Here is a 24,039-nt window from a genome sequence, read left to right as displayed (position 1 = left end):
CCACCCGCGAAGACCCCACCCCCCGAACCCCACGACGGACGGATCGATGACGAGCTTCACCTCCTGGTTGCCGAGCCGGCGACCCACCGGCGAGCAGGACGCGAGCGGTCGCCGCCGGGCCGCCGGGCCGTGGCGACCGATCCGCGCGCTCCGACCGTCCCGCAGCAAGCGTCCGACCCGTCCGGTCACCGGCTGGTCCCACGAGTCTGCCGGGCCCGCCGCCCGCGCGATCCCGGTCCTCGGCGCCCCCGACCGCTGGCGGTTCAGCGGGTCGGCGATCGTCGTCGTCGGACTGCTGCTCGTCGGCTTCGCACTGCAGTTCACCGCCGTGTCGCAGGTCACGTACTCGCGCGACCAGCAGCTCGCCCGCGACGCGTTCCGCTACCAGCTCGCGAACGCCACCGCCCCCGTCGGCCAGACCGGCACCGACGGCCGCCTGGTCCCCGAGGGCACGCCCGTCGCCATCGTCCAGGTCCCCGCGCTCGGCCTCGACACGGTCGTGCTCCAGGGCACCACGTCGGAGACCACGCGTTCCGGCGTCGGCCACCGTCGGGACACCCCGCTGCCCGGTCAGGTCGGGGCGAGCGTCGTCTACGGACGCCAGACCGCCTACGGCGGCCCCTTCGGGCGCATCGACCAGCTCGACAAGGGCGCCGTCATCACCGCGACGACCGGGCAGGGGACCGCGAAGTACCGGGTCGTCGACGTCCGCCGCACCGGCGACCACGTCCCGGCACCGCTCGAGGCCGGCGACGGTCGACTCACCCTGGTCTCCTCCGCCGGGCTGCCGTTCCTGCCCGACTCCGTCGTCCGTGTCGACGCCGAACTCGTCTCGAAGGCCGCTCCCACCCCGACGCCCTCGTTCGGCTACGCCGCACTCGCCCCCGCCGAACTCACCATGGCCGGTGACGGCTCGGTGTGGCCGTTCCTGGTGCTCGGCCTCATCGTCCTGGCCGGGATGGTCGCGCTGTTCGCGGTCGGGATGCGCTTCTGGGGCCGCCGGCAGACACTCGTCGTCGCCGTCCCGGTGGTGCTCGCCGTCGGGCTCTCCGCGGCGTCCCAGCTCACCGTCCTCCTGCCCAACCTGATGTGACCGAAGAGACCACGATGCCCGGAACAGAAACCGAAACCCTCCTCGCCGAGTTCGACAGCTGGTTCGACCGCGTGCCGCCGGCACCGGACCCGTCGACGCTGCCCGCGACGCTCGACGCCCGATCCGTCTCCGCCTGGTTCGGGGACCACAAGGTGCTCGACCGCGTCTCGCTGACCATGCCGGCCGGCCAGGTCACCGCCCTGATCGGGCCGTCCGGCTGCGGCAAGAGCACCTTCCTCCGCACGCTGAACCGGATGCACGAGCTCGTCCCCACCGCCTCGCTCGCGGGCGAGGTGCTGCTCGACGAGGTCGACATCTACGACGCGTCCCGTCGCATCACCGAGGCCCGGCGGCAGATCGGGATGGTGTTCCAGAAGCCGAACCCGTTCCCCGCGATGAGCATCCAGGACAACGTGCTCGCCGGGCTCGCGCTGACCGGCGTCCGGCTCGACAAGGCCGCCAAGGCAGCGCTCGTCGAGGAGACCCTGACCAAGGCGGGCCTGTGGAACGAGGTCAAGGACCGGCTCCGGCAACCCGGCGGCGGCCTGTCCGGTGGGCAGCAGCAGCGGCTCTGCATCGCGCGGTCGCTCGCCGTGCGGCCGCGGGTCCTCCTGATGGACGAGCCCTGCTCGGCCCTCGACCCCACGTCGACCCGACGCATCGAGCAGACGATCACGGAGCTCGCCACCGACGTGACGATCGTCATCGTCACGCACAACATGCAGCAGGCGCAACGCGTCTCCGACCGCTGCGCGTTCTTCCTGGCCGAGGCCGGGACCCCCGGCGCGATCGTCGAGCACGGCCCGACCGACGCCATGTTCGAGACGCCGCAGGATCCGCGCACGTCCGACTACGTGAACGGTCGCTTCGGGTGAGCCGGACGGGAGGCGCGGTGCGGGCCCGCCCCGCGCCTCCCGTCCGGTGGGGCTGGAGCCCGGCGACGTGTTCGGGCGTTCCGGCTTCGTCGGTGTGGATGTGCACGATCGGCAGGTCAGCGTGTCCGGAGTCAGCGGTGCCGGGGAGTCAACCCGGAGCCGGTGCCCCCACGGGATCCGGGATCGACGTCCCCACGGTCGTCGACGGCATCGATCGCTTCGCTCACCGTCGAGCCCGGATGTGTCTCACGCCAGCGCCGCACCTGTGCCGGGTCTGGTGTCGACCCTGGGCGGATCGGAGTACTCCCGACGACGCTCGGAGCGAAGGCAGCGTACGTGATCGTCGCGAGCGCGGCCAAGCACGCGTAGAGCAGATCGAGTGCGATCCAGGCGCAGGCGGTCGACACGACTCCGCCGAGGATGATCAGGGCCGGCGCCCGGCGCCTCATCGGGAACACCCTCGCTTCACCTCGACTCTCCTCCCGACCGGCGTCCATCGCTGATCGCCCACCAATCTGCCGATGGCGGGTGAAATATGCAACTCCACCGAGCACCTCGGAGTGACCGTGCGGCCGCGAAGCCACCGGACACATCTGAAGCTAGAGTCGAGGTGTGAAACATCACTGGCCGGTGACGGAGCGGACGAGGCGGTATTGCGCCCTGGCGGTGCTGTTCGCCACCATGGCGGTCGGGGCCTCGATGACGACCGCTCCGGACCGGGCGCTGTGGGATCCCGGCTCAGTCCTGCTCTTCGGCGGCGCCGTCTGCGCCGCGATGTACTGGCTCGGTCAGGGCGGGCGCAGAGGTGCCTCGCGGACCCGGGTCGCCGCGTCGGCGTGGGTGGCGATGTCCTCCGGTCTCGGCATCGGGTTGCTCCTCGGGCTGCTGCTCGTAAACGGCTCGGGTGCCTTCGCCGCGCTCTTCCCGGTCCCGCTCGTGGCGATCGACGCCGCCGTGCGCCGTTCCGACGGGAGCGCGCGCCAACGGTCGACCGTGCTCGGGATGACGGCGGCGTTGGTCGTTGCGATCCTCGTCACGGGGGACGATCTGCAGCGCGGCTTCGCCGACCTCGTCCAGGGGTGCGTGGTCGCCGGCGTCCTGTCGACGCTCGCGCTGGTGCTCAGGAGCGCTGTGCGGAGACAGCGGGCCTGAAGCTGCTGCGGCACTCCAGCTCCGCGGGCTGCGTGATCGGTACGGTGGTCGCCATGGCCCGATTCACGCCCCCTGCCGCCGATGCGATGCGCGAGCGGCTCCTGGACGCCGCGCGGGACGAGTTCGCGTCGGCGGGACTCGTCGGCGGCAAGCTCGAGCGGATCACGGCGGCGGCGTCGAGCAACAAGGCGCAGGTCTTCCACTACTTCGGCAGCAAGGAGGGCCTGTTCGACGCCCTCGTCGCCGAGACCGTGGCCGACACGTTCACCGAGGTCCCGTTGGACACCTCCGACCTCGCCGCCTGGGCCGGCCGACTGTCCGAGTCGTACCAGCGCCGCCCGTGGGCGCCGCGTCTGGCGACCTGGCACCGGCTCGAGCGAGCAGACGCGCCGCTCGAGTCGGTCGCGACGAGCTACGCCGACGCGGTGGCCGAGGTCGAGCACGCCCAGCGCGCCGGGGTCCTGCCGCGGGCGTTCCGGCCGGCCGTGCTGCTCGGACTCGTCCTGCACACCGCGGAGCTCTGGAGCGCGACCGCTCCCGAGTACGAGCCGCTGGTGCAGGCGGTGACCCCGCCGCGGCGTCGTCAGGTCGTGGTCGACGCGGTCACGGCGCTGCTCGGCGGGAAGGGCTGACCGGTACCGGCGCGAGCACGCTCGGACCGAGCGCGCCCGACGGAGCCGCACCGGGCCTCCTGGCCGTCCCTCAGTCGGCTGCGCCGGCCGCCACCCGCAGCGTCCGCTCCGCGTCGTCCAGGTAGTCGGCGAGCAGTGCCGAGGCGGCGTCCTGGTCGCCGCCGCGCAACGCGGACACGATCGCGTGGTTGCGTTCGACGAAGTCGGCGTGGAACGAGGCCGGGTCGGCGGTGGTCAGGAAGGCGAGTCGCATCTCGGCGAGCAGGCCGTCCATCAGGGCGTGGATCCGCTCGCTCGGCACGGCGCGCACGAGCTCGGCGTGGAACCGGATGTCGGCCGTGCCGACCGCGCCCCAGTCGCCGTCGAGCGCCGCGGTCCGGGCGTCCGCGACGGCTGCTGCGGCCGCGGTGAGCGCCGGTGCGTCGGGGCCGCAGGCGCGCACGCCGGCTTCCTCGAGCACCCGTCGAGCCGCGTAGAGATCGGCGACGTCGGCGGCCGAGAGGCGTCGGACGAACACCCCGCGGTTGAACACGTGCTCGACCAGGCGGTCACGGGCGAGCAGCCGGAACGCCTCGCGCAGGGTGTTGCGCGACACCCCGAGCTGGTCGCTCAACCGCTCCTCGGACAGCTGCGCACCGGGGGTGAAGTGCCCCGACGCGATCATGGTCCGGAGTCGCGCGGCCGTGGAGTCAGCGCCACCGACGGTTCGGGTCATGGACCGATCCTGGCACGGGCGTCGTTCGTGACGGGCGTGTTACAGACCGCGCCACCCCCTTGCGATTGTTGAACAATGCGCACCAGACTGGCCGGCATGTTCGTCCTCATCGGCGTCGCCGTCGTCATCGTCGGCTTCGCGCTGCGCGTCAACGCGCTCCTCGTCGTCACGGTCGCGGGCATCGTGACCGCGGCCATCGGCGGGATCGGCCCCGTCGGCATCCTGGAAGCGTTCGGCAACGGGTTCGCCTCGAGCCGGTCCGTCACGACCTTCGCGCTCGTCCTGCCCGTCATCGGCCTGATCGAGCGCTACGGCCTGCAGGACCAGGCGAAGCGCCTCATCGCGAAGCTCGACAAGCTCACGACGGGGCGGCTGCTCACCGGCTACCTGCTCATCCGGCAGGTCACCGCGGCGGTCGGCCTGACCAGCATCGGTGGCCCCGCGCAGACCGTGCGTCCGCTCGTCTACCCGATGGCCGAGGGTGCGGCGACGAAGAAGTACGGCCGGATCGACGAGCGGATGCGCGAGAAGATCAAGGGCTACTCGGCGTCGTCCGACACCGTCGGCGTGTTCTTCGGCGAGGACGTCTTCGTCGCCGTGGGGTCGATCCTGCTCATCACCACGTTCGTCGATGCGACCTACGGCCTGTCGCTCGAACCGATCGACCTGGCCCTCTGGGCGATCCCCACCGGCATCGCGGCGCTCATCGTGCACGGCGCACGGCTGCTGCTGTTCGACCGCCGACTCGACAAGATGGCGGCGGACGTCCGTGCCGACGCCCCGACCACGGGAGCGGCAGCGTGATCACCAGCGAATGGCTCTACTGGCTCATCGGCGCGTTCTTCATCGCCGTGGCGGTCCTGATCGTCACGGACACCGCACACGCGAAGCGCATCGGCAACGCGGCGTTCTGGGGGATCCTCGGCCTGTCCTTCTTCGCTGGCTCCTTCGTCGCCGCAGGGGCACTGCCCGCCTGGATCCTCGGGGTCGCCGTGCTCGTGATGGTCGCGCTCGCCGGTCTCGGGTTCACCGGGACCACCAGCCGCACCCGGGTCGCGAGCATCCCCGGCGCGGGCACCGGAGCGGAGACCGGTCCGGCGGAACCGACCGGCGTGACGCAGCGGATCGCCGGCGGCAGCAGCAGCACGAGCGTGCTCGCCACCACCAGCCCGGACGAGCGCGCCGCGTTCGCGACGCGGTTCGGCAACCGGCTCTTCATCCCCGCGCTCGTGATCCCGGTGGTCGCCGTCCTGGTCGCCACGCTCGGCCCGCTCGTGTCCATCGGTGGCGAACCGCTGCTGGCCGAGGGCAGCGCGACCCTGACCGGGCTCGGCATCGGCTCGGTGCTCGCCGTGGTCGTCGCCGTGTTCGTCCTGCGTCCGCCGAGGATCGCCACCCCCGTGCGCGAGGGCGGCCGCCTGCTGCAGGCGATCGGCTGGGCGGCACTGCTGCCGCAGATGCTCTCCACCCTCGGCATCGTGTTCACCCAGGCCGGCGTCGGCGACGCGGTCGGCACGATCATCAAGTCGGTCCTGCCCGACGGATCGCTGTTCGCCGCCGTGGTCGTCTACTGCCTCGGCATGGCCCTGTTCACGGTCATCATGGGCAACGCGTTCGCCGCCTTCCCGATCATGACGGCCGCGATCGGCTGGCCCGTCCTGGTGCAGGGCTTCGACGGCAACCCCGCCGCGATCTTCGCGATCGGCATGCTCGCCGGCTTCTGCGGCACGCTCGTCACGCCGATGGCCGCGAACTTCAACCTGGTGCCGGCCGCCCTGCTCGAGATGCGGGACAAGTACGGCCCGATCAAGGCGCAGCTGCCGACCGCCGCCATCCTGCTCGTCGTCAACATGGGAGTCATGTACCTTGTCGCATTCTGATGCCGCCCCGACCGCTCCGACCGACCTGGCCCGGGCCGCCTGGGCCGACCGCTTCGCGGCCGTCGCCGCGGACAACACCACCCGCGAGTACCCGTACGCCGCGCACCACGCGACCTCCGGCCCGGACGACCGAGCGCTGCCCGTCGAGCTCCACCCCGCCTTCGCCACGTCGTACGACTGGCACTCGTCGGTGCACATGCACTGGCTCGCGGCGCGCCTGGTCGCGCACGGCCTGCCGGCCGACCTGGAGGCACGGCTCACCGCGATCCTGCAGGCGCACCTCACGACGGATTACCTCGCGACCGAGGCCGCGTACCTGCGCGAGACCCCGCACTACGAGCGCCCCTACGGCTGGGCCTGGCTCGCCCGGCTCGCCGCCGAGGTGTCGGCGTCCGAGTCGCCGTCCGTCCGAGCGCTCGCCCCGGCGTTCGCGCCCGTCGTCGACGTCCTCGAGGACCTGGTCGTCCGGTGGATCGACGGCGCCGCCCACCCGGTCCGGCACGGGGTCCACTCGAACTCGGCGTTCGGGCTGCTGCTCGTGCTCGAGGCCGCCCGGTCCCTCGACCGTCCGGCCCTGGCGGCTGCGGTCGAGGGGGCTGCGCGGGACTGGTTCGGTGCCGACGCCGGGTGGCCGTTCGCCTGGGAGCGGAGCGGGCACGACTTCCTGTCCGCCGGCCTGGCCGAGGCCGACCTGATGCGTGCCGTGCTGCCGGCCCCGGAGTTCGCGACGTGGGCGCAGGGCTTCTTCGCCCAGGTCCAGCCCGGTGACGCGATCCTGCGGTCGACGGTGGTCCGTGACGAGAACGACCCGCAGCAGGTGCACCTGTTCGGGCTCGACCTGTCGCGGGCGGGATCGGCGCGACGGATCGCGGACGCCCTGCGCGCCGCGGGCACGGGCGGCACCGGGATCGCCGACCTGCTGGACGATGCAGCCGACCGACTGCTGGCCTCCGGGCTCGCCGCGAGCGTGGGCGAGGAGTACTACTCCACGCACTGGCTCGCGAGCTTCGCGTGGGACGCCATGGAGGCCAGGGAGCACGCTGCTCGCTGACCCCTGTCGGGCCGCTGATCGTCGCGGACACAGCGAGGATCCGGAGGTACCGTCGGGGCCATGAGCGATCCGACGGACGACGAGACCCTCGACGACTTCCGCGAGGCGCAGGAGACCGACCACCAGCCGGAGCCGCTGGTGGCCGACCAGGACGACCTGCCCGTGGTCGACGACCCGGACGACGAACTGCTGCCGGACGACGACCGCCCGGTGCCGCTCGACACCGACGACGACGCGGTCTGACCGGCCGCGCCGACCTCCGACCGCCGACCGTGTCGGCGGCGTCCGGTCGGCTCGGCCGAGCTCGGCGGCGTCCGGTCGGCTCAGCCGAGCGGGATCGTCCGCCCGAACGTCCGGGTGACCGGGGCTGCGGCCAGGTGCGGGCCGATGGCCGCCGCGCCCTCGGGCGTCGCGCGCCACGCCACGTAGGTGTCGTGGTCGGCGGCGGTCGTCCACGACTCCACGACGACCATCCGGTTCGGGTCGGCATCGTCCACCAGGACCTCGAGCGACTCGAGCCCATGGAACGACGCGGTCTGCGCCAGGGTCTGCTGGATCGCCGCCTCGACGGCATCGGCGGGGGCGTCGTTCTGGAACTCGACCTCGAGCAGGACGGTCATCGACATGGGGCACCTTTCGTCAGCGGTGTCCAGGCCAACCCCCGACCCCTCGCGCTTGTTCCGGGTCGGTCAGTCGACGATGCGGAACCGGACCGTGTCGCCGGGGCGCAGCTGCGCGGCCCGGTCGACCGACCGCGGTGTCAGGACCGCGACGACGGGGTAGCCGCCGGTGACCGGGTGGTCGGCGAGGAACAGCACGGGGAAGCCCTCGGGCGGCACCTGCAGCGAACCGGTCTCCACACCCTCGCTCGGCAGCTCCGTCGTGACGGCGCGGACCAACGGCGTCGCCGCGGTCGTCCGCACGCCCACGCGGTCGCTGTCCGCGCTGACCAGGTGGTCCTGCCCGGTCAGGATCGCGCGCCAGTCGTCGGTGAACCAGTCGTCGCGGGGGCCGGCCGTGACGTCGAGCACGACGGGCTCGCCGGGCCACCGCTGCTCGGGCTGCGGGACGGCGTCGACGACCGGCCACGAGACCCGGGCGTCCCCGACGGGCAGGACGTCGCCGGCCGTCAGCGGCGGCGGTCCGAGCCGTGCCAGGGAGTCCCACGAACGGCTGCCGAGCACCGGCTCGACGTCGAACCCGCCGAGCACGGCGACGTAGGCACGCAGCCCCACGGTGGCGGTGCCGATCCGGAGCGTGTCCCCGGGCGCGAGCAGCAGGACCTCGTGCGACGCCGCACCGCGGACCGAGCCGTCCGCCCGCTCGACCTCGACGGGGCAGGCCGCACCGGCGGTGGCCGCGACCACGTGCGCGTCGGCACGGAGCGTGACGGAGCCGAGCAGGGCCTCCAGGACGGCCGCGTCGGGACGGTTGCCGACCAGCCGGTTGGCGAGCGCCGCGGCACCGCGGTCGGCGGCGCCCGCGGCACCGAGTCCGGTGTCGCTCAGCCCGGGGCGGCCGAGGTCCTGCGTGGTCACGCCGAAGCCGACCTGCGCGACGGTCAGCGTGCTCATGCCGCACCCGCCTCGACGAAGCGCACGAGCGTGCCGGCCGGTGCGAGCGCGGGCGGTGTGTGCTTCAGTGACCACATCGGCACGTCGGTCCGGCCGACGAGCTGCCACCCGCCCGGCGAGGTGCGCGGGTAGACGGCGCTGAACTCGCCGGCCAGGGCGACGGCGCCGCTCGGGACGGCGGTGCGCGCGGTGGCACGGCGGGGCAGGTCGAGGGGCCGCTCGGTGCCGGTCAGGTAGCTGAAGCCGGGGGCGAACCCGCAGAACGCACTCGTCCACAGCTGGCCGGTGTGCCACGCCACGAGGTCGTCGCGGGTCATGCCGGTCAGCCCGCAGACGGTGTCGAGGTCCTCGCCGTCGTAGGTGACGGGGATGACGAGCGGGTCGTCGCCGGAGCGGTGGTCGGAACCGGGGACGGGGACGACGTCGGCGAGCCGGGTGCGCAGCCGGGCCGCGTCCGTCGTCGCCGGGTCGAACCGCAGCAGCAGGGTCCGGGCGCCGGAGACGACCTCGGTGAGCCCCGCAGGTGCGTCCCGTGCCAGCCCGGCCCGGAAGGCGACGACGTTGGCGAGGGAGTCGAAGGTCGCGAGGAGCGCGGTGCCGCCTGCGGAGCGGAGCGTCGGGACGGTCACGGCGCCGGTGGTGCGAACGGCGCGATCGTGACGCCGTGCTCGGTCAGGAGCGCTCGGATCGCACGGGCCATCGCGACGGCGTCGGGGGAGTCGCCGTGCACGCAGACCGAGTCGGCGCGCACCGCGATGTCGGACCCGTCGACCGCGGTCGCGACGCCCTCGGTGACCATGCGGAGCACCCGGGCGGCGACCTCGTCCGGGTCGTGCAGCACCGACCCCGGCAGCCTGCGGGACACCAGCGACCCGTCGGGCTCGTAGGCGCGGTCGGCGAAGGACTCGCTCACCGCGCGGAGTCCGTGCCGTTCGGCGGCCAGCAGGAGTTCCGACCCGGGCAGCGCGAGCACGGCGAGGGACGGGTCGACGTCGGCGACCGCGCGGACGACGGCCTCGGCCTGCACCGGGTCGGCGCAGGCGGTGTTGTACAGGGCGCCGTGCGGCTTGACGTAGGTGACGACGGTGCCGGCGACGCGGGCGGTGGCCGCCATCGCGCCGAGCTGGTGGACGACGTCGGCGTGGAGCTCGTCCGGTGTGACGTGCACGGGCCGGCGGCCGAAGCCGATCAGGTCGCGGTAGGCCACGTGGGCACCGATCGCGACCCGGCGCTCGGCAGCGGCGCGTGCCGTGGCGAGCATGATCGTCGGGTCGCCGGCGTGGAACCCGCAGGCGATGTTGGCACTCGACACGACGTCGAGCATCGCGGTGTCGTCGCCCATGGCCCAGGCGCCGAAGCCCTCGCCGAGGTCGCTGTTCAGGTCGATCGTCGTCACGGGTGCTCCCTGTCCTCGCGGGTTGTTGAACAATCTACCGAGCGGGCGGTCGTGTGTCACCCGTCCGCTCCGTCGGCGCTCGCCGATCCGGTCCGGCGCGGACGGCGGTTTCCGAGGCTGGCCACGTACTGTCCGATTCCTCAGTACCACCGGGGGCAGCACCTCCGGACCGATCACCGCACTGGAGCAGATCATGACCGACAGTGACACCACGCACGGAGCCCCGAAGAACGACCCGGAGGGCACCGAGAAGCCGGGCGGCCTCGGCGACGACAACACCATCCCGAACGAGCCGGACGGTCTCGCGGCCGGGCACGTCGGCGACGACTCCCACTTCAACCCGGAAGAGGACGGCGAGCAGTAGCTCGTCCGCCCCACAGATCGCCGGCCGCACGCCGGTCGACCCCGAACGACGCCCCCGTTGTCACACGACAGCGGGGGCGTCGTCCTGCGTCGGCATGCCCGCGGCGATCCGGACCGCGGCGTCGGCACGCAACAATGGGATGAAAACCTTCCGCTCTGCGGTTTCTGGTGTTACTGTCCCCATCACCTAGTAGCACTAGGGATTCAGAGGGCGGCAGCCCCCGATGACTCGAGGAGGAGTCATGCCGACACCGACGTCGAACAACGAACCCGGACCGAAGGAACCCCTGGGAGGCCTCGGCGCCACCGCGGTCCCGCCGGCGACGGCCACCTCGGGAGCGACCACGTCCGAAGCCGCCGCGTCCCGCGCGTTCTCGGTCGAGGGCATCACCCAGTCCGTCTCCACCATGCGGGTCGGCAAGGGCTACCTCTGGGCGCTCAGCCTCGGCCAGTTCGGTCTGTTCTTCGCCCTGCTCACCCCGGTGTTCGTGAGCATGTCGATCAAGGCGACGGAGCTCAACCCGTCGAGCCCGGAGACCGTCGTCGGGTCGGTCCTGCCGTTCGGTGCCCTCGGCGCCTTGTTCGCCAACCCGCTGTTCGGCGCGATCTCCGACCGCACCCGCACGCGGTGGGGCCGCCGTCGCCCGTGGATGGTCGGCGGTGTCGTCGTCTTCGTCGTCGCCCTCGCCTGGCTCGCCTTCGCCCCGGACGTCATGCAGCTCACGATCGCGTGGGTGCTCGCCCAGGTCTCGGCGAACGCGGTCCTGGCGACGCTGACCGCGAGCTTCGCCGACAACGTGCCCGAGTTCCAGCGCGGCAAGGCGTCGAGCGCGATCGCCCTCGCGCAGAACATCGCGATCCTCGCCGGCCTGTACCTGGCCGTCTACCTGGTCGGCAACCTCCCGCTGCTCTTCATCGCACCCGGTGTCCTGGCGATCGTCGCGATCCTCGTCTACTCGTTCATCGCCCGTGACGAGGTGCCCACGACCCCGTTCAAGCCGTTCAGCTGGATCAACCTGATCAGCTCGTTCTGGACGAACCCGATCAAGCACCCCGACTTCGGGCTCGCCTGGTGGGGCCGCTTCCTCATCACCTTCGGCACGTTCATGTTCACGACGTACCGCCTGCTCTACATGGAGGACCAGATCGGTCTCCCGCAGTCGGAGGCCGTCGGTGTCGTCGCGTTCGGCGTGCTCCTCTACACGATCGCCCTGCTCGTCAGCGCCGCACTGTCCGGCTGGGTGTCGGACCGGATCCGTCGCCGCAAGGTGTTCGTCTGGGGCTCCACGGCCCTGACGGCCGTCGGCCTCGTGATCCTGGCGCACGTCGACACGGTCGGCGGGTTCTACTTCGCCGAGATCGTCCTGGGCTTCGCGTTCGGCATCTACGCGGCCATCGACACCGCTCTGATCGTCGACGTGCTGCCCGACCCGGAGCGCCCCGGCAAGGACCTCGGTGTCATCAACATCGCCAACGCCCTGCCGCAGTCGCTCGCACCCGCCGTGGGCCTGTTCCTGCTCGGCATCGGTGGCGGCGGCAACTACACGCTCATGCTCTGGGGCGCCGGCGTCGCCGTGCTCCTCGGCGCACTCGTGATCCTGCCCATCAAGTCGGTCAAGTAGCGCGGTCTCCGCGCGAGCACACCCCGCAAGTCGGAAGGACCAACCATGCCCCCCGCCATCTCCCTGCAGCTCTACACGGTGAACGCCGAACTGGAGCCCGACCTCGACGCCGGCGTCGCCCGCCTGGCCGCCATCGGCTTCGACACCGTCGAGGCGTTCGCCTTCGTCGACCGAGCAGCGCAGCTGCGGTCGGCGTTCGACGCCCACGGCATCAGCGCGAGGACGGGGCACGCGTTCCTGGTCGAGCAGACCATCCCGCTGCCCGACGGCACCGTGATGACCGCGCCCTCGCACGCCGACACCTTCGCCGCGGCGCGGGAGCTCGGCATCGAGATCGTGATCGACCCGTTCGTCGGCCCGGACTCGTGGACGACCCGCGAGGGCGTGGAGCGCGTCGCCGAGCGGCTCAACGCGGCGGCTGAGGAGGCCGCGGCACACGGGCTGCGCGTCGGCTACCACAACCACGACCACGAGCTGCGTCCGCACATCGACGGCAAGCCGGCGCTGCAGGTGCTCGCCGAGCTGCTCGACCCCCGGGTCGTGCTCGAGCTCGACCTGTACTGGGCATCCGCCGCCGGCATCGACCTCGTGCCGTTCGTCCGGGAGCTCGGCGACCGGATCGTCGCCGTGCACGTCAAGGACGGGCCGATGCGTCCGGACATCTCGACCGCCTCGGTGCCGACCGACCAGACCCCCGCCGGTCAGGGCGACGTCCGCCTGGCCGAGGCCCTCGCTGCCGCGACCGCGCTCGAGTACGCCGTCATCGAGTTCGACGGGTACGACGGGGACGTCTTCGACGGCGTCCGGCAGTCGTACGAGTGGCTCGCCGCGCGGCTCGCCCCGACCACCTCGGAGGTGTCCGCGTGACCCGCACGGGCCGGGTCGGCATCGGGTTCATCGGTGCCGGCATGATCAGCGAGCAGTACCTGACGAACCTGACGACGTTCCCCGACGTCGAGGTCGTCCGCATCGGTGACATCGACACCGAGCGTGCCGCCGCCTCGGCCGCGAAGTGGGGCGTCCCCGCCTCGGGCACCGGCGACGAGGTCCTCGCGGACTCCGACGTCGAGATCGTGATCAACCTCACGCTGCCCGCCACGCACGTGTCGGTCTCCGAGTCGGCGTTGCGTGCCGGCAAGCACGTGTGGAGCGAGAAGCCGATCGGGGTCGACCGGGAGTCCGCAGCCGGTCTGGTCGCGCTCGCCGACGACCTCGGACTCAAGCTCGGCATCGCGCCCGACACCGTGCTCGGTACCGGGTGGCAGACCGCCAAGCGGGCGATCGAGTCGGGTGCGATCGGCACGCCGCTGACCGCCGTCACGAGCTTCCAGTGGCAGGGGCCGGACGTGTTCCACCCGAACGCGTCGTTCCTGTACGCCAAGGGCGCGGGCCCGCTGTTCGACATGGGCCCGTACTACTTCACCGCCCTCGTGCACCTGCTCGGACCGGTGGCGTCGGTCGTCGCGACCGGTTCGCGGTCGCGCGACACCCGGCAGCTCGTGGTGGGGCCGAACGCCGGCGACAGCTTCCCCGTGGAGGTCCCGACGCACCTGTCCGTGCTGACGTCCTTCGAGCAGGGCGGCAACGCGCAGTCGCTGTTGTCGTTCGACACCCCGCTGTTCCGCCACGGGGTGTTCGAGGTGAACGGCACCGAGGGCACCATCGTCCTGCCCGACCCGAACACCTTCGGCGGCGGTCACCCGATCCGCATCGCTCGCCCGATCGGCGCCGACGCGACGTTCCCGTTCTCGCAGGACTTCGACGTGCTGCTCGACGAGGAGCCCACGGTCGGTCGCGGCCTCGGCGTGCTCGACATGGCACGGGCGATCCGCGGCGGCGGGCAGCACATCGCCACCGGACAGGTCGGGTACCACGTGCTCGACACGATGGTGGCGGTGGAGGAGTCGATCGAGCGGCGGGCATTCGTCGACGTCGAGTCCACCGTCGCCCCGGTCCCGTCGCTGCCCGAGGGGTTCGACCCGCTCGCGGCGACGCTCTGAGCGGTACCGGCCCGCGAGGTGTCGCGGTCCCGCCGGCCCGTGCGCGGCAGTGCCGTCGAGGTCAGTGCCGCACGGGTCGGCGGCCGAACAGGGCGCCGACGACCCGGGTGAACCACGGGTCGGTCTGCGGCACCTCGACCGTCCGGGTGGGTGCGCGGAACGCCAGGTCGTGCAGCATGTTGCGCTTCGACCCGTCCCAGTTCGCGAACAGGTAGGTGCCGCCGATGAAGGACATGCTCCGGACCGGCGTGCGCCGCCAGGAGTCGGCGGCCACGTAGTACCCCGCGTGGCCGGCCCGGATGTGCTGGATCACGGTGTCCACGTCGATGACACCCGTGGGCGTCACGACGGCGGTGATGCCGGTGCGGTCACGGGCGACGTACTCGATCAGGTGTTCGGTCACGATGGAACTCTTCGTCACGGTGGTGAGGCGCCACGACAGGGAACGTGGCGAAGGGGATTCGGAACCGCCGTTGCTTCCGATGTCAGCGTACGTCCGGGCTGCGCAGACCGTTCCCGGATGTCCGCCGTTCGCACGACGGGCAGCGTTCAGCGGACTGGGCGCGCCGCCCAGGCGGTGACCAGGGCGAGTGCGGCGTCGGAGTCCGCCGTGCCCGGACGGTTCAGGAAGGCGTGCCGGCTGCCGGGCAGGACGTGCCGTTCGACGTCCACCCCGGCGCCCGCGAGCTCCGTCGCGAAGCGCTCACCGGAGGCCCGCATCACGTCGCGATCGGCGTCGACGAACAGGGTGCGCGGGAAGGCCCCGAGGTGCTCGGCCGCCGGGAACGTCGACCCGCGGGCGGGTCCCGCGTAGCCACGGCTGCTCAGGTCGAGCAGGAGCGGCGCGTGCGTGATCCGACGGTGCCCGCGCACGAGCCGCTGCACCGCACGATCGCGGGGGATGCGCGCGTGGAAGAACCCGTAGGCGAGCACCAGTCCCTGCAGCGGGGGAGCGACCGCGACCGCCGTCGCCGCCAGGCACGCGCCCGCGCTCGCGCCACCGAGGAGCAGCCCCGCCGGTGCGCTGTCGTGCAGGTGCTCCAGGACGGCCACGATCTCGTCCCGGGCGTGCGGTGCCCGACGTCGGCCACGCGGTCCGCTCCGCCCGACACACGGCAGGCCGGGCAGCGGCCCGAGCCGGTAGTCGACGGTGACGACCGGCACCCCGCGATCCGCCAGGGTGCGCGCGACCGCGTCCGACTCCGGCAGCTCGAGGTCGCCCCGGAAGAACCCACCGCCGTGCACCCAGACCAGCGTCGGCGATCCCGTACCGGCGTCCGGTCCCGCTGGTCGGTACCGCCGGATGGGCACCGGTCCGTGTGGGCCGTCGACCCGCTCGTCCGCGACCTCGATCGTCCCCTGGCGCTTCCCCCGCATGGGAGCAGTGTGGCAGCACGGTGGGACACAGCCCTGTAACGATGCTGGCGAGCGCTCGGGAGCGCAGGCAGCGTGGAGGGACGCGCCCCACGCGAACCGTTCTGATCCTGACCGTTGCGACCTTGGCCGCGCTCCTCACGGGTTGTTCCGGCGCGGACGGAGCGGACGGCGGTGGGGCGACCTCGACCCCGACCGTGACCGAGACCGTCACAGCGCCGCCCTCCGACCCCGCGGCGATGCCGAGCCCGACTCCGACACCGACCCCCACGTGCGGTCCGGCGAGCGGTGCCGAGGCCGCCGCCGCCGGCATCGCCGCGCTGCCGTCACCGGCCGGCATCGAGGGCGCCCGCTGGGACGCCGCGAACGCCGACACCTCCGGTTACGACGCCTGCGCAGCGCTGTCCTGGTCCGTCGTGGCTCCCGAGCGCGCGACCGCCGGCTCGCCGTACGCGATCCTGCTCTTCCACCAGGGCCGGTACCTCGGCACCGCGACGGCCGAGCAGTACGCGTTCGAGCCGACGATCGAGCGCCGGACCGACGGGTCGATCGTCGTCACCTACCGCTACCCGCTGGCCGGCGAGCCGAACGCCGAGGTGTCCGGCCGTGCCACCGCCACGTTCACCTGGAACGCAGAGACCAGCCGCGTCGACATGACCGGGGAGACCCCACCCGCCCGGTGACCCGCCGGGGGCCGGGCAGCTCAGCGCCGCCCGCGCTCCCCGTGCCCGGGGTCGAGCTCGCGCCGGAGCGAGCGGAGCTCGTCGACCAGCACCGCGAGCTTCGCAGGCCCGGCCTCGATCCCGTGACCGATCGCCTGCCGGGGCTGCAGCACCACGTCCCGCCGGTCCGTCGTGCTGATCCAGATGCCGAAGTCGACCCGTCGTCCCTGCTGGTCCTTCGTCGCCACGTCGACGTCGCGGACGCCCGACCACGGCAGGTCGAACACCGGCTCGTCCCGGGACGGCGCCCACGCGTGCAGTCCGGCCTCGTCGACGGTCCAGATCTCCGGGCGAGGCTCCGGGAAGTCGTCGGTCGTCCGCAGCCCCGAGGCGAAGACGGGGAGGTGGAGCCGCGGTGCCCGGTGCCGCCGGATCCGGGCCATCGTCCGGCGGTCGCTCCGTCCCGCACTCCACATGGACAGCGCCAGCAGTCCGCCGATCGCGACCAGGACCACCGGCCAGAAGACCAGCGACGTCTGCGTGCGGGCCGACTCGACACCACGCAGGAAGTCCGGGAAGGCGAACTCGGCGACGAGCACGAGCACCCCGACCGCCGTCGCGATCCCCGCTCCGAGCAGCACCGGTCTCCGGTCCGCCGTCGCTCCGTCCCGCAGCCGCTGCACCCACGGCTCCGTCGAGGTCGTCACGGCGCCCTCCCGCCGATCAGCGATCACGGCCGGCGGACCGCTGCGCTGCGGACTCCCGCTGGAGCGACCGGAGTACCCGCATGACGATGTGGAGCTTCGTCGCGCCCGCGCCGAACGGGCGTCCGATCGTCGGCCGTGGCCGCAACGTGAACCGACCGACGTCCCTCGTGACGATCCAGATGCCGACGTCGGTCCGCTGCCCGCGCACGTCCTGCGATGCCAGTTCGATCGTCTCGACGTCCTGCCACGACAGGTGGAACACGGGCTCGTCCCGCTCCGCCGACCAGGCGTCGAGCCCGGCGGCGTCGACCGTCCAGAGCTCGGGGCGGGGCTCGGGGAAGTCGTCCACCGACCCGAGTCCCGACCGCAGGACGGGCACGTGGAACGCCGGTGTGGTCCCGTGCGCACGGATCCGCTCGAGGATCCTCCGGTCACGCCGGCCCTGCAGCCACGAGAGCACCGCCGAGACCGGTCCGAGCGCGAACAAGAACAGCGCCAGCAGCGGCCCGGACCACGGCCGTCGGGCGTCCGAGTGCGCGATGTCGTCGAGGTCGACGACGGTCAGGACCAGCCCCGCCGCACCCACGATCGTCACGATCGCCAGCCCGACCAGGAACGGCCACCGCCCCGGCGTCCTCCCGTCGCGCAGCCGCTGCACCCACCGCTCACCCGCGTACTCCACCGACCCATCCTGCCCGTCCCGGCCGCGGTGGGTCCGCGGGTGCGCGATGCTGGTCGCATGCAGTCCGTCCGCGCCGTCGCCCCGGGGGTCGCCGTCGCCGTCGCGATCGGCCTCGTCGCCACGGTCGTCGGCCGTGCCGTCCCGGTCGTCGGCGGTCCCGTCCCGGCGGTCCTGATCGGCGCGGTGCTCGGCTGGCTGGTCCGTCGACGCACCGACGGCACGCTCGCCGCACTGGCCCCCGGGGTGAAGTTCTCGTCGAGTCGCGTGCTGCAGTTCGCGGTCGTGCTGCTCGGCGCCCAGCTGTCGATCGGCGAGGTCCTGCGCATCGGGGGCGAGACCCTGCCAGTGCTGCTCACGACGCTCGTCGTCTGCCTCGTCGCGGCGTGGGGGATCGGCCGACTGCTCCGGGTGTCGAGCGCGCTCCGCACACTGATCGGTGTCGGCACCGGCATCTGCGGGGCATCGGCGATCGCGGCCGTCACCCCCGTGATCGGTGCGGTGAGCGCCGACGTCGCCTACGCGATGTCGACGATCTTCCTCTGCAACATCGCCGCGGTCTTCGCGTTCCCACTGCTCGGGCACGCGCTCGGCCTCAGCCAGCACGCCTTCGGCGTCTTCGCCGGCACCGCCGTCAACGACACCTCGTCCGTCGTCGCGACGGCCTCGGTCTACGGCCGCCAGGCGACCGACACCGCGGTCGTCGTGAAGCTGGTGCGCACCCTGATGATCATCCCGATCGTGATCGGGCTGGCCGGTCTGGAGGCCCGCCGCGCCTCCCGCGAGCAGCCCGCCGCCGCCCCGGGGCCGGGTCGCGGGTTCCGCGTCCTCCGGTTGGTGCCGTGGTTCCTGATCGGGTTCCTCGTGGTGGTGCTGCTCCGCACCGTCGGGGTGCTGCCGGCGTCCGTGGCGCCGGGGTTCGCGACGACGGCCTCGTTCCTCATCACGGTGGCGCTCGCCGCGATCGGCTGCTCGACGGACTTCGCGGCCCTGCGTCGGGCCGGCTTCCGCCCGATGCTGCTCGGCATCGCACTCTGGGCACTGGTGGCCGGCACGAGCCTCGGCGTGCAGGCGGCCTTCGGTCTGCTGTAGGGGTTGCTGCGACCGCACCCATCGTTTATCGTTGCATCGACAATCGATGGTATCGATGATCGACAGGGGAACCAGCCATGATCACACCCGTCTACGAGCCGCCCCGCGGGCGGAACTCCTACCTCGCCTACGTCGTCGCCTGCGCGGTGGGGATCGGCATCGTCGTCTGGCGGTACGTCGACCTGCTCGTCCGCTCGATCAGCGCCGGCACGGTGTCGGTCCCGGTCCGGATGCGCGCGACCGCCGACGTCCCGCAGCCGCCCGGAGGCGCGACGGTCACCTCCGACCAGCTGGTGCTCCGGGCGCCGATCGCCGAGGTGCCGGGCGGTGCGATCGGGTACATCCGCGTCGGCGACGCCCTGGAGGCCGTCTTCGTCAGTGCGCTCATCGCCCTGGTCGCCGCGGTCGCGTGGAAGATCTCGCGCGGCGGGCTCTTCGACCGATCGACCACCCGGATCCTCGACTGGCTGGCCGGAGCCGTTGTGGTGGCCGGGTTCGTGCCGTCGTTCGTCCGCCGGATGGGCTGGAACTGGGTGGTGTCGGGTCTCGGCTGGGACGGGTACCTGCCGACGCCGGTGGTGGACCACCAGTGGGTGGCCGTGTACCTCGGCCTGCTCGTGGTCCTGTGCTTCCGGTTCGCCCTCACCGCGTCGCAGCGGATGGTCCGCGACCAGTCCGGACTGGTCTGATGCCCCCGGAGGAGGACGGTCACGCCGTCGTCTGCCACCTCGACGACCTGCTCGCCGCGCGGGGGATGACCCTGACCGAACTCGCCGACCGCGTCGGTGTGACCGTCGTCAACCTGTCGGTGCTCAAGAACAACCGCGCCCGGGCGATCCGGTTCTCCACCCTCACCCGGCTGTGCGAGGTGCTCGGCTGCCAACCGGGCGACGTCTTCTCGGTGCGCACCGACTGACGACGGGAGGCCCGCCCGACGTGAGCGGATCTGCTCACGTGGGGCGGGCCTCCCGGCCGTACCCGGCGGGTCAGCGGCGTCAGCCGCGCAGGGCCTCCGACAGCTTCACGCGGCTGCCGGTGCGGAGCAGCGCGTTCTCGTAGACGCGGGCACCGATGAGCACGACCGCGACGACCGAGGCGGCCACGATGACGAGCGACAGGATCGGCTCCCACCACTCGGCCGTGCCCAGGAAGATCCGCATCGGCATCCCGATCGGGGCGCTGAACGGCACGTACGACATGATGCCGAGCACCAGCGGGTTGTCGTAGGCGAAGATGATCAGGAAGTACGGGATCATCACGAGCATCATCACCGGGGTCGTCACGCTGCCGACGTCCTCCTGACGGGACACCAGCACGGCGGCCGCCGCGAACAGCGACGCGATGAGCACGAACCCGATCGCGAAGAACCCGATGAACCACAGGATGCTCGGGCCGAGCTTCGCGAACATGTTGTCCTGCCCGGTCACCGCCAACGTGACGATCGCGGCCACCGCCACGGCGACGATCTGTGCGAACGCCATGACGCTGTTGCCGAGCACCTTGCCCGCGAGCAGGGCCCTGGCCGGGATCGCGGACATCAGGATCTCGACCACCCGCGTCGACTTCTCCTCGACGACGCTCTGGGCGATCGACTGCCCGAACGTCACCGCGGACGCGAAGTACACGACGCCGAACGCGATGGCGATCAGGTACACCAGCCCGCCGGGCAGCGCGTCCGGGTCGAGCAGCTCGATGCGGGGCGTCACGCTGAGCGCCGAGACGACCTCGGCGGGGGCGTCGTCGAGCCCGACGACCGTGTAGCCGAGCGTGTCGTCGGACGGCACGATCGCGGCGTCGACCTCGCCCTCGGTCACGAGCCGTTCGGCCGCGTCCACCGACGGCGACGAGGTGACGTCGAGCCCCGTGGTCGTCGGCAGCGTGACGCCGTCGACGACCGCGACCGGCGTGGTGTCGTCCGCCGTGGCCTTCCCCACGATGCCGCCGACGACGATCGAGGCGACGACCATGCCGACCAGGATGAGTGCCGAGACCACGAAGGCCTTGCTGCGCAGGCGCGCCTGGATCTCACGCGCGGCGACGAGCCGCACGGACTGCACGAACGAGTGGTTCATCGGACGACCTCCCGGAAGACCTCACTGAGCCGCGGGACCCGCGGTGCGAACGAGCCGACGGTGCCGTGCTGGACCGCGCGCTGCAGGACGCGCTGGGCCGTCGCGTGCTCGGCCTCGAACACGGCGTACCCGCCGTCGAACTCGCGCACGACCACTCCGGGCTCGTCGCGGAGCCAGGCGACGTCACCGTCGACGAGCAGCTCCCACGCGGCGGGGCCCGCCTGCTTGCGGAGCTCCTCCTGCGGGCCGGCGGCGCGGATCGTGCCCCCGGCGATCACGACGACGTCGTCGCAGAGCCGCTCGACCACGTCGAGCTGGTGGCTGGAGAACAGGACGGGCACACCGTGGGCCGCCGTCTCGCGCAGCACACCGAGCACCGTGTCGACGGCCATCGGGTCGAGGCCCGAGAACGGCTCGTCGAGCACGAGCACCTCGGGGTCGTGGGCCAGTGCCGCGGCGATCTGCACGCGCTGCTGGTTGCCGAGCGAGAGCTTCTCGACGGCGTCGGTCGCGTGCCCGGTGAGCTCGAGGCGCTCGAGCAGCTCGCCCGTCCGGGTCGAGGCGGTGCGCTTGTCGACGCCGTGCAGCCGTGCCAGGTAGGTGATCTGCTCGGCCACCGGCATCTTCGGGTACAGACCGCGCTCCTCGGGCATGTAGCCGAAGCGGCGCCGGTCCGCGGGGCGCACCTCGGTGCCGTCGATCGACACGGTGCCGGCGTCGGCCTGCAGCACGCCGAGCATGATGCGCATGGTCGTGGTCTTGCCGGCGCCGTTGCCGCCGACGAAGCCCGTCAGGCGGCCGCTGCCGACCGTGAACCCGACGTCGTCGAGCACCCGGCGATCGCCGAAGTGCTTGGTCACCCCTTCGATGGTGAGCATGTTCGTTCCCCTTCGTCGCGACGCTCGTCGTCGCTGTCCCCGACGCTATTGGCCGGGAGGCACGGCCCGCCTCCGCCGCCAGACGGGACTCCGTTGGGTGGCCGGCTCCACCGCGCGGGGGAGGACGGCGCACCGGCTCGGCCGGGTGGGTGGCGCGTGACGGCTGGGTGGCGCGTGACGGCTGGCTGCGGGGCGCGTGACGGACGGGTGGGTGGCGCGTGACGGACGGGTGGGTGGCGCGTGACGGCCGGGTCAGCCGGCGACGCCGTGCTCGAACGCCCACACGACCGCCTGGATCCGGTCGCGCAGCGCGAGCTTCTGCAGCACGTTCGACACGTGCGTCTTCACCGTGGCGTCACCGACGTACAGCTCGGCGGCGATCTCGGCGTTGCTCAGGCCCCGGGCGAGCAGCCGCAGGACCTCGGACTCCCGCTCGGTCAGGCCGGCGGCTGCGAGGGCACCCGCGCCCGCACCCGCGTCGGCGTCCGGGGTCGTCGGGGTGGTCGGCGACGTGCCCGGCGTCGACAGCGCGGCGGTCGCGCGGCTGATGACGCGCCGCGTGACGTCCGGCGCGAGCAGGGCGTCCCCGGCGGCGACGGTCCGCACGGCGTCGATCAGCCGTTCGGGGGAGGCGTTCTTCAGCAGGAACCCGCTGGCCCCGGCCTCGAGCGCCTGGAACAGGGCGTCGTCGCTGTCGAAGGTGGTGAGCATGAGGACGGCCGGCGGGTCCGGCAGCGCCGCGATCCGCCGAGCGGCCTCGAGCCCGTCCACGCCCGGCATCTGCACGTCCAGGCAGACCACGTCCGGGGTCAGGGCCTGCACGGCCTGCACGGCGCGCTCCCCGTCGGGTGCCTCGCCGACCACCCGGAAGCCCGGCTCGGACTCCAGGATCACGCGGAAGCCCGCCCGCACCAGGTCCTGGTCGTCGGCGAGCACGATCGTCAGGTCGTCGGCAGCCACGCGCGCACCAGGTACCCTCCCCGGGCGCGGGGCCCGATCTCGATCCGACCGTCGACGGCGGCGATCCGTTCCCGCATCCCGACGTGTCCCAGCCCGCTGCCGGCGGCGGAGCGTGCGGAGCGAGCACCGAGGCCGTCGTCGGCGACCTCGACCTCGACCCCGTCGTCGAGGTAGCGCAGCCGGACGTCGGCCCGCGCCGACGGTCCGGCGTGCTTGAGGATGTTCGTCACGGCCTCCTGCACGATCCGGTACGCCACGGCGGCCACCGTCGGCGGGACCGGGCGCTCGTCGCCGACCACCACGTACTCGGTCGGGTGACCGGCCGCGCGGGCCGACTCGGCGAGCTCGGCGATGCGGGCGATGCCCTCGGTGCTCGGGGCGTCGGTGGCGGTCCCGCGGGGGTCTGCGTCGTCGTCGGAGCGCAGGGTCCCGAGCATCCGGCGGAGTTCCTCCACCGCGGTGCGGGCGCTGTCCTCGACCACCCCGAGCGACGCGGTCGCCTGCGCGGGGTCGCGGTCGATGACCCGGCGTGCGGCTCCGGCCTGCACGCCCATCAGCGACACGTGGTGCGCGACCACGTCGTGCAGCTCGCGGGCGATCCGCACGCGCTCGATCGTGACGGCCTGTGCGGCGGACCGCTCCCGTTCCGCGGCGAGCTCGGCGGTCCGCTCGGCGAGCTCGTGCCGGGCGACGGCCGACGCCCACGCGCGGTTGCCGGCGTACCAGGCGGCGCCGAAGTACAGCACGTTGATCAGGATGTTGAGCAGCGCGAAGGCGATGGCCGGCGGGAGCAGCGAGTCCGACTCGTTCGGCAGGCGGGTCGGTGACGCCCACCCGAACGAGATCGCGATGAACAGCCACGCGAACATGCCGCCGATGATCACCCAGCGCACCGCCTCGGCGCGGACGCGGTCGGAGCACCAGGCGCCGACCGTGTACAGGGCGAGGAACAGCGTGAAGTTGACGAGGAAGACCTCGGGCACGCGGAGGATCTGCGTCGCGGCGAACGCCAGGGCGACCAGCACCGCCACGGTCATCGGGAACCGGCGGCGGAACGCGAGCGGCGCGGCGTTCGCGACGATCATCAGCGCCGAGACCCACCAGGCGGCCTGGTCGTCGCCGTAGGTCCCCGTCGACCCGTACAGGAACGTCGTCACGGTGAGCCCGCCGGCGACCGCGACGGCGAGCAGCGCGTCCCGTCGGTACTCCTGCCGCCCCACCGGCAGCCGTGACCACTCCGCCGTCATCCCCATGCACGGAAC

General features: G+C 72.6%; 29 protein-coding genes. 16 read left to right on the top strand and 13 right to left on the bottom strand.

From position 1 onward, the window contains the following. The 4 genes from LEL83_RS03815 to LEL83_RS03800 all read left to right on the top strand — a co-directional run. Positions 1-1,093, top strand: a 1,093-nt coding sequence (locus LEL83_RS03815) for a sortase (RefSeq protein ID WP_225557833.1), incomplete at its 5' end; no start/stop codon positions are given. A 98-nt stretch (positions 1,094-1,191) separates the two neighbouring features. Beyond that, entirely contained in the window at positions 1,192-1,968 is a 777-nt protein-coding gene (locus LEL83_RS03810; RefSeq protein ID WP_225557838.1) for a phosphate ABC transporter ATP-binding protein, read from the top strand. Between the two features lie 612 nt (positions 1,969-2,580). Beyond that, complete coding sequence (locus LEL83_RS03805; protein WP_225557832.1) at positions 2,581-3,120, top strand: hypothetical protein; 540 nt, start codon at positions 2,581-2,583, stop codon at positions 3,118-3,120. A gap of 53 nt (positions 3,121-3,173) precedes the next feature. After that, positions 3,174-3,752, top strand: coding sequence for a TetR/AcrR family transcriptional regulator (locus LEL83_RS03800; protein ID WP_225557831.1), 579 nt, complete (start codon positions 3,174-3,176; stop codon positions 3,750-3,752). A 70-nt stretch (positions 3,753-3,822) separates the two neighbouring features. Here the strand turns inward: LEL83_RS03800 and LEL83_RS03795 are convergent, their stop codons facing one another. Continuing rightward, positions 3,823-4,467: a GntR family transcriptional regulator gene (locus LEL83_RS03795; RefSeq protein ID WP_225557830.1), complete on the bottom strand. Its 645-nt coding sequence runs from the start codon at positions 4,465-4,467 to the stop codon at positions 3,823-3,825. Between the two features lie 75 nt (positions 4,468-4,542). Between LEL83_RS03795 and LEL83_RS03790 the strand changes: the two genes are divergently transcribed. The 4 genes from LEL83_RS03790 to LEL83_RS03775 are packed head-to-tail and all read left to right on the top strand — an operon-like array spanning position 4,543 to position 7,641. Then, positions 4,543-5,271 carry a DUF969 domain-containing protein gene (locus tag LEL83_RS03790; protein WP_225557829.1) on the top strand — a complete coding sequence of 243 codons (729 nt, stop codon included), beginning with the start codon at positions 4,543-4,545 and terminating at the stop codon, positions 5,269-5,271. Continuing rightward, entirely contained in the window at positions 5,268-6,347 is a 1,080-nt protein-coding gene (locus LEL83_RS03785; RefSeq protein ID WP_198656712.1) for a DUF979 domain-containing protein, read from the top strand. Before LEL83_RS03790 ends, LEL83_RS03785 begins: the two co-directional genes overlap by 4 nt. Next, positions 6,334-7,398 (top strand): DUF2891 family protein, encoded by a 1,065-nt coding sequence (locus LEL83_RS03780; RefSeq protein ID WP_225557828.1) that lies wholly within the window; start codon positions 6,334-6,336, stop codon positions 7,396-7,398. The genes LEL83_RS03785 and LEL83_RS03780 overlap by 14 nt, the downstream gene beginning before the upstream one ends. A gap of 60 nt (positions 7,399-7,458) precedes the next feature. Further along, on the top strand, positions 7,459-7,641 hold the full coding sequence (locus LEL83_RS03775) for a hypothetical protein (protein WP_225557827.1): 183 nt from the start codon (positions 7,459-7,461) through the stop codon (positions 7,639-7,641). Positions 7,642-7,721: 80 nt separating this feature from the next. On the opposite strand, the gene LEL83_RS03770 is transcribed toward LEL83_RS03775, so the two are convergent. The 4 genes from LEL83_RS03770 to LEL83_RS03755 form a co-directional block, all read right to left on the bottom strand. Beyond that, positions 7,722-8,024 carry a putative quinol monooxygenase gene (locus LEL83_RS03770; protein WP_225557826.1) on the bottom strand — a complete coding sequence of 101 codons (303 nt, stop codon included), beginning with the start codon at positions 8,022-8,024 and terminating at the stop codon, positions 7,722-7,724. Between the two features lie 63 nt (positions 8,025-8,087). Next, positions 8,088-8,972 (bottom strand): 5-oxoprolinase subunit C family protein, encoded by an 885-nt coding sequence (locus tag LEL83_RS03765; RefSeq protein ID WP_225557825.1) that lies wholly within the window; start codon positions 8,970-8,972, stop codon positions 8,088-8,090. Further along, the gene (locus tag LEL83_RS03760; protein ID WP_225557824.1) at positions 8,969-9,601 is read right to left on the bottom strand and encodes a 5-oxoprolinase subunit B family protein; all 633 of its coding nucleotides are present in this window, start codon (positions 9,599-9,601) and stop codon (positions 8,969-8,971) included. Before LEL83_RS03760 ends, LEL83_RS03765 begins: the two co-directional genes overlap by 4 nt. Further along, complete coding sequence (locus LEL83_RS03755) at positions 9,598-10,368, bottom strand: LamB/YcsF family protein (protein WP_225557823.1); 771 nt, start codon at positions 10,366-10,368, stop codon at positions 9,598-9,600. The genes LEL83_RS03760 and LEL83_RS03755 overlap by 4 nt, the downstream gene beginning before the upstream one ends. A 193-nt stretch (positions 10,369-10,561) precedes the next feature. On the opposite strand from LEL83_RS03755, the gene LEL83_RS03750 reads away from it, so the two are divergent. From LEL83_RS03750 to LEL83_RS03735, 4 genes are all read left to right on the top strand, one after another. Then, positions 10,562-10,732, top strand: coding sequence for a hypothetical protein (locus LEL83_RS03750; RefSeq protein WP_198656705.1), 171 nt, complete (start codon positions 10,562-10,564; stop codon positions 10,730-10,732). Between the two features lie 241 nt (positions 10,733-10,973). Beyond that, positions 10,974-12,353 carry an MFS transporter gene (locus LEL83_RS03745; RefSeq protein ID WP_198656704.1) on the top strand — a complete coding sequence of 460 codons (1,380 nt, stop codon included), beginning with the start codon at positions 10,974-10,976 and terminating at the stop codon, positions 12,351-12,353. Between the two features lie 45 nt (positions 12,354-12,398). Further along, positions 12,399-13,220 (top strand): sugar phosphate isomerase/epimerase family protein, encoded by an 822-nt coding sequence (locus tag LEL83_RS03740; RefSeq protein WP_225557822.1) that lies wholly within the window; start codon positions 12,399-12,401, stop codon positions 13,218-13,220. Beyond that, positions 13,217-14,353, top strand: coding sequence for a Gfo/Idh/MocA family protein (locus tag LEL83_RS03735; protein WP_225557821.1), 1,137 nt, complete (start codon positions 13,217-13,219; stop codon positions 14,351-14,353). The genes LEL83_RS03740 and LEL83_RS03735 overlap by 4 nt, the downstream gene beginning before the upstream one ends. 61 nt (positions 14,354-14,414) lie before the next feature. On the opposite strand, the gene LEL83_RS03730 is transcribed toward LEL83_RS03735, so the two are convergent. Together LEL83_RS03730 and LEL83_RS03725 are read right to left on the bottom strand one after the other, a co-directional pair. Continuing rightward, positions 14,415-14,756, bottom strand: coding sequence for a hypothetical protein (locus LEL83_RS03730; RefSeq protein WP_198656701.1), 342 nt, complete (start codon positions 14,754-14,756; stop codon positions 14,415-14,417). 146 nt (positions 14,757-14,902) lie between these two features. Further along, a complete protein-coding gene (locus LEL83_RS03725) occupies positions 14,903-15,730 on the bottom strand; it encodes an alpha/beta hydrolase (protein WP_225557820.1) in 828 nt (275 codons plus the stop codon). A 122-nt stretch (positions 15,731-15,852) separates the two neighbouring features. Between LEL83_RS03725 and LEL83_RS03720 the strand changes: the two genes are divergently transcribed. After that, on the top strand, positions 15,853-16,410 hold the full coding sequence (locus LEL83_RS03720) for an LppP/LprE family lipoprotein (RefSeq protein WP_225557819.1): 558 nt from the start codon (positions 15,853-15,855) through the stop codon (positions 16,408-16,410). 20 nt (positions 16,411-16,430) lie between these two features. On the opposite strand, the gene LEL83_RS03715 is transcribed toward LEL83_RS03720, so the two are convergent. Both LEL83_RS03715 and LEL83_RS03710 read right to left on the bottom strand, forming a co-directional pair. Beyond that, complete coding sequence (locus tag LEL83_RS03715) at positions 16,431-17,096, bottom strand: hypothetical protein (RefSeq protein ID WP_225557818.1); 666 nt, start codon at positions 17,094-17,096, stop codon at positions 16,431-16,433. Positions 17,097-17,112: 16 nt separating this feature from the next. After that, a complete protein-coding gene (locus LEL83_RS03710) occupies positions 17,113-17,778 on the bottom strand; it encodes a hypothetical protein (protein WP_225557817.1) in 666 nt (221 codons plus the stop codon). 57 nt (positions 17,779-17,835) lie between these two features. Between LEL83_RS03710 and LEL83_RS03705 the strand changes: the two genes are divergently transcribed. The 3 genes from LEL83_RS03705 (at position 17,836) to LEL83_RS03695 (ending at position 19,783) form a co-directional block, all read left to right on the top strand. Continuing rightward, on the top strand, positions 17,836-18,867 hold the full coding sequence (locus LEL83_RS03705) for a YeiH family protein (protein ID WP_225557816.1): 1,032 nt from the start codon (positions 17,836-17,838) through the stop codon (positions 18,865-18,867). Between the two features lie 77 nt (positions 18,868-18,944). After that, complete coding sequence (locus LEL83_RS03700; RefSeq protein WP_225557815.1) at positions 18,945-19,556, top strand: hypothetical protein; 612 nt, start codon at positions 18,945-18,947, stop codon at positions 19,554-19,556. Then, positions 19,556-19,783 carry a helix-turn-helix domain-containing protein gene (locus tag LEL83_RS03695; protein WP_198656695.1) on the top strand — a complete coding sequence of 76 codons (228 nt, stop codon included), beginning with the start codon at positions 19,556-19,558 and terminating at the stop codon, positions 19,781-19,783. The genes LEL83_RS03700 and LEL83_RS03695 overlap by 1 nt, the downstream gene beginning before the upstream one ends. Positions 19,784-19,862: 79 nt before the next feature. Here LEL83_RS03695 and LEL83_RS03690 read toward each other — a convergent pair whose 3' ends face one another. From LEL83_RS03690 to LEL83_RS03675, 4 genes are all read right to left on the bottom strand, one after another. Further along, a complete protein-coding gene (locus tag LEL83_RS03690; protein ID WP_225557814.1) occupies positions 19,863-20,939 on the bottom strand; it encodes an ABC transporter permease in 1,077 nt (358 codons plus the stop codon). Beyond that, positions 20,936-21,817: an ABC transporter ATP-binding protein gene (locus tag LEL83_RS03685; protein WP_198656693.1), complete on the bottom strand. Its 882-nt coding sequence runs from the start codon at positions 21,815-21,817 to the stop codon at positions 20,936-20,938. The genes LEL83_RS03690 and LEL83_RS03685 overlap by 4 nt, the downstream gene beginning before the upstream one ends. Before the next feature lie 252 nt (positions 21,818-22,069). Next, positions 22,070-22,777: a response regulator gene (locus LEL83_RS03680; RefSeq protein WP_225557813.1), complete on the bottom strand. Its 708-nt coding sequence runs from the start codon at positions 22,775-22,777 to the stop codon at positions 22,070-22,072. Beyond that, a complete protein-coding gene (locus LEL83_RS03675) occupies positions 22,759-24,030 on the bottom strand; it encodes a sensor histidine kinase (RefSeq protein ID WP_225557812.1) in 1,272 nt (423 codons plus the stop codon). Before LEL83_RS03675 ends, LEL83_RS03680 begins: the two co-directional genes overlap by 19 nt. Positions 24,031-24,039: the final 9 nt, after the last annotated feature.

This window comes from Curtobacterium oceanosedimentum (assembly GCF_020297365.1).
In the GTDB taxonomy this organism is placed as follows: Bacteria; Actinomycetota; Actinomycetes; order Actinomycetales; family Microbacteriaceae; genus Curtobacterium.
The sequence above is the reverse complement of the archived record's forward strand: the minus strand, read 5'-3'. Positions and strand labels throughout refer to the sequence as shown.